The sequence below is a fragment of the Microbacterium sp. NPDC056057 genome, from assembly GCF_042266945.1.
Lineage (GTDB): Bacteria > Actinomycetota > Actinomycetes > Actinomycetales > Microbacteriaceae > Microbacterium > Microbacterium trichothecenolyticum_C.
The window spans coordinates 510,927-518,335 of the sequence record NZ_JBHJWS010000001.1; the positions used below are offsets into that span (position 1 = coordinate 510,927).

General features: G+C 71.1%; 5 protein-coding genes. 1 reads left to right on the forward strand and 4 read right to left on the reverse strand.

Going from position 1 to position 7,409, the window contains the following annotated elements; all coding sequences use genetic code 11:
* Nucleotides 1-98 precede the first annotated feature (98 nt).
* The 4 genes from trxA to ACFC1K_RS02255 all read right to left on the reverse strand — a co-directional run bounded on the left by trxA (nucleotide 99) and on the right by ACFC1K_RS02255 (nucleotide 5,573).
* Nucleotides 99-422 carry a thioredoxin gene (gene trxA, locus ACFC1K_RS02240; protein ID WP_045301944.1) on the reverse strand — a complete coding sequence of 108 codons (324 nt, stop codon included), beginning with the start codon at nucleotides 420-422 and terminating at the stop codon, nucleotides 99-101.
* A 94-nt stretch (nucleotides 423-516) separates the two neighbouring features.
* Complete coding sequence (gene trxB, locus ACFC1K_RS02245; RefSeq protein ID WP_375870245.1) at nucleotides 517-1,521, reverse strand: thioredoxin-disulfide reductase; 1,005 nt, start codon at nucleotides 1,519-1,521, stop codon at nucleotides 517-519.
* 138 nt (nucleotides 1,522-1,659) lie between these two features.
* Nucleotides 1,660-3,273, reverse strand: coding sequence for a murein biosynthesis integral membrane protein MurJ (murJ, locus tag ACFC1K_RS02250; protein WP_375870246.1), 1,614 nt, complete (start codon nucleotides 3,271-3,273; stop codon nucleotides 1,660-1,662).
* Nucleotides 3,270-5,573 carry a DUF6049 family protein gene (locus tag ACFC1K_RS02255; protein WP_375870247.1) on the reverse strand — a complete coding sequence of 768 codons (2,304 nt, stop codon included), beginning with the start codon at nucleotides 5,571-5,573 and terminating at the stop codon, nucleotides 3,270-3,272. The genes murJ and ACFC1K_RS02255 overlap by 4 nt, the downstream gene beginning before the upstream one ends.
* Nucleotides 5,574-5,689: 116 nt before the next feature.
* Between ACFC1K_RS02255 and ACFC1K_RS02260 the strand changes: the two genes are divergently transcribed.
* The gene (locus ACFC1K_RS02260) at nucleotides 5,690-7,213 is read left to right on the forward strand and encodes a methyltransferase (RefSeq protein ID WP_375870248.1); all 1,524 of its coding nucleotides are present in this window, start codon (nucleotides 5,690-5,692) and stop codon (nucleotides 7,211-7,213) included.
* Nucleotides 7,214-7,409 lie beyond the last annotated feature (196 nt).

Genomic DNA, 7,409 nt, shown 5'->3' on the forward strand with positions numbered 1-7,409 from the left:
ATCTCGGATGCCGGAGACAGCATATTGAGGAAATCCCCGGTAGAACAACGAAAACCCCGCCGAACGGTCGGCGGGGTCTTCGGGAAGTGTGAGGGAACTCAGCCGATGTAGGCCGCGAGATCCTGCTCGAGCGCGAACTTCGGCTTGGCGCCGATGATGGTCGTCTCGACAGCGCCCTTGTTGAACACCTTCATCGCGGGGATGGAGGTGATCTGGTACTTCATCGCGAGGTCGGGGTTCTCGTCCACGTTGAGCTTGAGGATCGTGATCTTGTCGGGGTGCTCCGACTGGATCTGGTCCAGGACGGGCGAGACCATGCGACACGGGCCGCACCACTCCGCCCAGAAGTCCACGAGCACCGGGCCCTCGGCCTGGAGCACGTCCTGCTCGAACGTGGCGGAAGTCGTCGCCTTGGCGGTCATCTGTCTTTCTCCTTCTCTGGGAAGTCTGTCCACGCTCATTCAACGCGAGAGGGGCGCGAAGTGTTCCCGGGCTTGTGCAGCGCCCGGTCCCGCGCTAGGCGGCGTCGACCTTGGCGACCGGCTCGGCGCCGGGAAGGCCGTCGATCTCGGACGCGTCGGGGGCGGGTGCGCCGGCCTCGCCGAGTGCGGCGAGGAAGTGCTCCACATCGAGAGCGGCGACCGTCCCGCTGCCCGCGGCGGTGACCGCCTGACGGTAGGTGGGGTCGATCACGTCACCGGCGGCGAACACACCCGGGACCGAGGTGCGCGACGAACGGCCGTCGACCCACACGGTGCCCTCGGGGGTGAGGTCGAGCTTGTCGTGCACGAGGTGCGTGCGCGGGTCGTTGCCGATCGCGACGAACACGCCGTCCAGCGCGAGATCGCGACGCGAGCCGTCGACGGTGTCCTCGAGCACGACGCCGGTGACCGCTTCGTCGCCGAGGATGTCGACGACCTCGCTGTTCCAGACGAACTCGATCTTGTCGTTGTTGAACGCGCGCTCCTGCATGATCTTCGAGGCGCGCAGCTCGTCGCGACGGTGGATGATGTACACCTTCGACGCGAACTTGGTGAGGAAGGTCGCCTCCTCCATCGCGGAGTCGCCGCCGCCGACGACCGCGATCACGCGCTCCCGGAAGAAGAATCCGTCGCACGTCGCGCAGTACGACACGCCACGGCCTGACAGGCGGGCCTCGCCCTCGATGCCGATCTTGCGGGGAGCGGAACCGGTCGCGAACACCAGCGCGTCGGCCTCGTGCGAGGCGCCGCTGCCGAGGGTGACCTTCTTGACCGGGCCGTCGATGTCGAGCGAGACGACGTCGTCGTACAGCACCTCGGCGCCGAAGCGCTCGGCCTGCTCCTGCATCTTCGCCATGAGGTCGGGACCCATGATCGCCTGGGGGAACCCGGGGAAGTTCTCGACCTCGGTGGTGTTCATCAGCTCGCCGCCGGCCTCGACCGAGCTCGCCACGACGAGCGGGCTCAGGTTGGCACGGGCGGCGTAGATGGCCGCCGTGTAACCCGCGGGACCCGAACCGATGATGATGACCTGACGCACGTGCGCACCTTTCCTCGTGAAGCCTCGCGGAACGTCTCATGACACACGCGATGGCTCCGGATGCCTCAACACATGGTAACCGCGTGGCATTCCGTGACCCGTCCCCCGCGCCCCGGCGGGACACATGGGCGGGCGGTGTCAGCGTCGGCCGGGCAGGAAGCGGCGCACGAGGCCGGTGGCGACGGTGAGCTCGGGCGCTCGGAAGACGGCGAGGATACCGACATACACCGCGATGACGACGATGCCGATGATGGCCGCGCCCGCGGCGCCGAGGATCTTGTCGGACACCGTCCAGCCATCGACGCCGCCCAGCAGCTCGAATGTCAGCCAGCCGACGACGCCCGCAGGAATCGCGGCCAGTGCGAACCTTCCGAGCGCCCACAGCCATGAGCCGACGTGGATGCTCCCCAGCCGCCGATGCAGCAACCAGGTCGCGACGATCACCTGCACGACGCTGGCGAAAGACTGGCCCAACGCGACTGCGGCGACCAGTTGCGCGGAAGGGAGCACGCCTTCGTGGAAAGCCCACAGCGCGCCCCAGGCGGTGAGGACGACGATCGCGCACTGCAGGATCGTGAAGAAGAAGGGGGTCCGGGTGTCGTCGTAGGCGTAGAAGCTGCGCTGCACGACGAACAGCACGGCGAGCGGGATGAGGCTCACGAGGTAGCAGAGCAGCACCCCCGCCGCGGCGACCGCTTCGTCGGGGCTGCCGGTGAAGATGCGGGACGCGGGAATGGCGGCGGCAGCGAGGGCGGCCGTGGCGGCGACCACGAACACTCCCAGCGTGCGGATGCTGCGACCGATGTCGCCCCGCACCTCGCCGTCGCGGCCCGCCGCGGCGTGCTCGCTCAACTGGGTGAAGTACGGGGTGCCGATCGACAGCACGATGATCGAGTACGGGAGCATGAACAGCAGCCAGGCGTTCTGCGCCACGAAGACGCCCGGGTCGCTCTTGGGGATCTCCGACATGACCTGCGACTGGACCAGTCCGGCGAGCTGACCCGCGACGACCATGAGGAAGGTCCAGCCGGCGAGCTTTCCGATCTGCCCGAGTCCGACGCCTTTCCAGCCGAAGTCGGGCCGGATGTGCAGTCCTGTCTGCCGCCAGAAGAGGAAGAGGATCCCCGTCTGCACCACGATGCCGAGCGTCGCGGTGCCCGCGAGGACTGCGATCATCTCGGACGTCCACGCCGTCGCGGAACCCGTCGGGCCGAAGAGCCAGATGAAGACGAGGAAACCGGCGATCGACACGATGTTGTTGACGATGGGTGCCCACGTGTAGGGCCCGTACACGCGGCGAGCATTGAGGGATTCGCCGACGAGCGCGAACAGACCGTAGAAGAAGATCTGCGGCAGACACCAGTAGGCGAATGCGGTGGCCAAGGCCTGCTGCTGCGGGGGATAGCCGGGCGCGTAGAGGGCCACGAGCCACGGAGCGGCGATCGTCGCGAGGACGGCCGTCCCGAGGAGCACCACCGTCCCCAGGGTGAAGAGCTTCGAGACGAAGGCGCGCCCACCATCGTCATGGGCGGCGGCCTTGACGATCTGGGGCACGACGACGGCGCTCAGGAGGCCTGTCGAGATGATCGCGTAGATGTTGTTCGGGAGTTGATTCGCGATCGCGAACGCGTTGCCCCCTGCAGTGGTCGCGCCGATGGCCGACACCAGCACGACGGAGCGCAGGAACCCGGTGAGGCGCGACACGATCGTGCCGGCGCCGATGAGTGCGCTCGCGCGCCCGATCCCGCTCACCGCTCGTCTCCGTCGGTCGTGGACGACATCTGTTCCGCCTCGCTCGCGTCCTTCGCTTCGGCCGACGCCGCACTCTCCGCAGCACCCGGGGCGGCAGCTGGGCCCACGCGCCCGGAGGCTCCGGGCGACGCGTCAGCGGCGCCTGGAGGGGGCGTGGGGACCGTTCCCTTCCGCTTCCGGCGCATGCGCAGCACGGTGCGCGCGATGCCGAACAGGAGGAGGATGCCGACGACCACGGCGAGGGCCGCGATGCCGACGGCCTCCCAGTCGGCGTAGACGTTGATCTCGACGGATTCGGGCTCGCCGATGGCGACGAAGGCGGGGCTGCGCAGCTGCAGGGTCAGCGTGACGTCGCCGCGGCCCACGCGGGCCTGCACCGGCACCTCGACGCGGGTGTTGCTCTGCGGCGTCGCGACGATCGGCGTCTCGCCCTGCACGTCGAGCCGGAGGTTGTCACGGGTCGTGTACAGGACGAGGTTGACCGGGTACGGGAGGTCGTTGCGCACCCAGAATCGGAGGGCGGCGCTCGACCCGTAGAGGTCGCTCGGGCTCGTGGGGAGGAGTGCGACCGAGTCGAGGGTTCCGGCCGTCGCGGCGCGGTGGTCGGCGAGCTCCGTCGGCCAGGTGGCGTCGCCGATCCACGCGACGCCGAGCAGCTGCAGGATGTCGGCGCGCTCGGGCCCGGTCAGCAGCGACGGCTGGTCGAGGATCGTGGCGAACCGGGCGAGCTCGCTTTCGTCAGCGACGAGGGCGGATGCCGCGGCCGCGCGCTCGGGCGAAGACTCGACGCCGGTCAGCTCGACGTCGAACGCCTCCCCCGCCGCGACCGTCGCGATGGTGCGGGGCGTCACGTCGGGGGCGGAGAAGGCCGCGGAGATCGCGGCGCCGAGCTCGACGCGCGAGCGACCGTCGCCGCGGCCGACCGTCACGAGGAGGGGGCCCTTCGTCTCGGCCGCGGCGAAGGCGAGGTAGGCGGTGGCCGTGCTGAGTGGCGCGCCGCGCAGCCACGACTCCTCCTGCTGGGATGCGTCGTCGAGCGCGGTTGAGATGTCGCTGTCGTAGACGAGCACCTCGCCGGCGCCGACCCGACCGTGTGCCGACACGGTCCGGCCGTCGGAGCCGGCGTCCGTCGTCGACGACGGGATGAGCGTGACGGGCGCGGTGCCGTCGTCGGTCGCGATGTCGGCGAGGCGGGAGACGATCTGCTCGTCCGCCGTGCCGTCGGCGGGCCAATACACGCCCTGGCGGGTGGCGGGGCCGACGACCAGCAGCTCGTCGGTGCTCGGAAGGGCGCTGTCGGGCTGCGAGGTGGGTGCGGTGGTCGGCGCATCCGACGGCGCCGGGGTGGGCGTCGGGGTCGGCGTCGGCGTCGCGAAGTTCGAGGACGACATGTACGCGCTGAACGAGGTGGGCTGCAGCGGCCGCGGGAGGCCCGCCTGCAGCTGCGCGGTGACGTCGGCGTCGCCGAACTGCAGGGCGAAGCGCGAGTTCTGGATGGCATCGAGGCGCGAGAGCCACTCGAGCGCGGACTCCGGGGCCGAGGTGCCGAGCACCCGGATCGACGCGGGCACGGCGGGGTCGACCGCGAGGATGGCGGCGGTGCCGGTGACCCCGTCGAGCTGGTTGGTGAGCTCGCCGTCCGGCGCGGTGAGCTCGGCGAGCTGCTCCGCGGTGAGGAGGCCCTCGCTGAGAGGACCTGCGGTGATCGGCACGACCACGCCGATGCCGACGTCGGTGGCCTCGGTGGGCGGCACGATCATCACGCTCGTCGATGTGACGGTGCCCTCGGTACCGGGGTACGACGCGGCGAGCGGGTAGACGCCGGGGGCGAGGCCGGCGAGGGCAGGGTCGTCGGCCGCGACCGTGATGCCGCGGACCTGGAAGCCGCCGGGTTCGACGGCTGCGATCGAGTCGGTGCCGATCGGCTCCAGGGCGAGCTCGGGCGAGCTGCCGTCGAGCCAGTCGCCCAGATCGTCACGGTCGCCGAGGGGCGTGCGCCCGAGAGAGAGGGTGACGGCCGCGGGCGCGAGCTCTGCATCGGTCCCGTTCTGCAGCGAGACCGACACGCTCAGCGCATCGCCCGGGTTCACGATCCCGTTCGCCACGGGCGACAGGGTGAACACGGTGGTGCCCGCGGGGACGGCGGATGTCGCGCTCGGCGAGGGGCTCGGTGTCGGGTCCGCCGCGATCGCGGGAGCCGGCAGCAGAAGACCGGCGAGCACGACTCCGACCGCCATGGCGGCGGTCACGAGGCGCGGTGCGCGGCGCGGGGCACGCCGCGGGGCTCGCGGTGAAGTCACGATCATCCTGTCGGGGGGTTCGCTCCTGTGCGATGTCCTGACCGCACGATCCAGGAGATTCTACGGTCCGCGCCTCCGAGCCCGCCGGAGGGCGGGCGGCGCGGTTGAATGGAGCCGTGCTCCCCGAACCGGATACCGACCTGTGCCGTGACCTGGCCGCCGACCTGCGCAGCGCGGGGTTCACCGCCGAAGCCCTGCGCGACGCGTGGGGCGCCGCGGCCGACGATGCGATCGCGCGCGGCCTCCGGTCACCGGCGTCGCGGGCCCTCGGCGACCGCGGCGACGCCCTCGCCGTGCTGGGCAGACTTCTCGTGCTCGGGATGCCGCAGGCCGAGGCATCCGTCGATCACGCGCTCGTGCGTGCCGGTGCGGAAGGACTCGCGCGGCTGGGGCTCGCCGAGATCGACAAGGGCGAGGTGCGCGCGCTGGCGGTGGTGCGGCCGCAGTCGTACGCCGACGCGTCAGGATCCGGACAGTGGTGGATCGCGAGCGACCTCGACGAGGCGGCACTCTGCGGGCCGCTGCCCGAGGATCACGTGCTCGGCGTCGGCGGCGCGTCGCTGACGCTCGCCGGACTGCAGCTGCCGACCCCCGCAGAGCGAGCGCTCGACATCGGGGCGGGCTGCGGCATCCAGGCGCTGCGCGCCCGCGCGCACGTTCGCCACGTCGTGGCGACCGACATCTCGCCGCGCGCCCTGTCGTTCACGCGGCTGAACGCCCTCCTCAACGGGATCGACGGCATCGAGGTGCGGCTCGGCAGCCTCTTCGAGCCCGTCGCCGGAGAGCAGTACGACCGCGTCGTGTCGAACCCGCCGTTCGTGATCACGCCGCGGGTCGCCGACGTCCCCGCCTACGAGTACCGCGACGGCGGGATGGTGGGCGACGACGTGGTGGCCGCGTTCGTGAAGGGGGTCGGCGCTCACCTGGCGCCCGGCGGGGTCGCGCAGCTGCTCGGCAACTGGGAGACGCGCGACGGCGTGCCCGGCCTCGAGCGCGTGCGCGGATGGGTCGAGTCGTCGCCGGTGCCGCTGGACGCCTGGGTCGTCGAGCGTGAGAGTCTCGACCCGCTGTCGTACGCCGAGCTGTGGGTGCGCGACGGCGGCACGCTGCCCGGCACGCCCGGCTTCGTGCGACTCGTCGACGCCTGGCTCGACGACTTCGCGGCCCGCGCGGTGACGGAGGTGGGTTTCGGCTACCTGCTGCTGCGGCGTCCGGCCGACGGGGCGCCCACGCTCGCCCGGTACGAGACCCTCCACACGGCCCTCGCGGGCGACGGGCTCGGGGCGCATCTCGCGGCCGCGCTCGACGCCCACGACCGCTTGAGCGATCTCGACGACGCGGGGCTCGCGGCATCCGTCCTCGTCGTCGCCCCTGACGTCACCGAGGCGCGTCATCACCTGCCCGGAGCCGAGGATCCGACCGTGATCGAGCTGCGCCAGGGCGGCGGGTTCGGTCGCGCGCTCGGCGTGGATCCGGGGCTCGCAGCGCTCGTCGGCGCGTGCGACGGCGACCTTCCGGTCGGTGTCCTCATCGATGCGATCGCCGACCTGCTCGAGGTCGACGCCGGTGCGCTCCGTGCGGACCTGCTGCCCCGCGCACGTGAACTGGCATTCACAGGATTCCTCCGCTTCGCGGACTGATGCCCCGAAGCGAATATGGATGCTGTTGACGACAGTATCTTGACAGCGCCGCCCGAGCAGGGCCATCATCCGTCTCGGGTGCTGGTGTGGGCGCCCGCGCTGCTTCGGGCGGCGCATTCGGGAGCGGTCTGAGGCCCTGGGGAGGGCTGCGGTGACGAAGTCGCGGAGACCCTTGCGCGCTGAGCGCGAAGCAGCG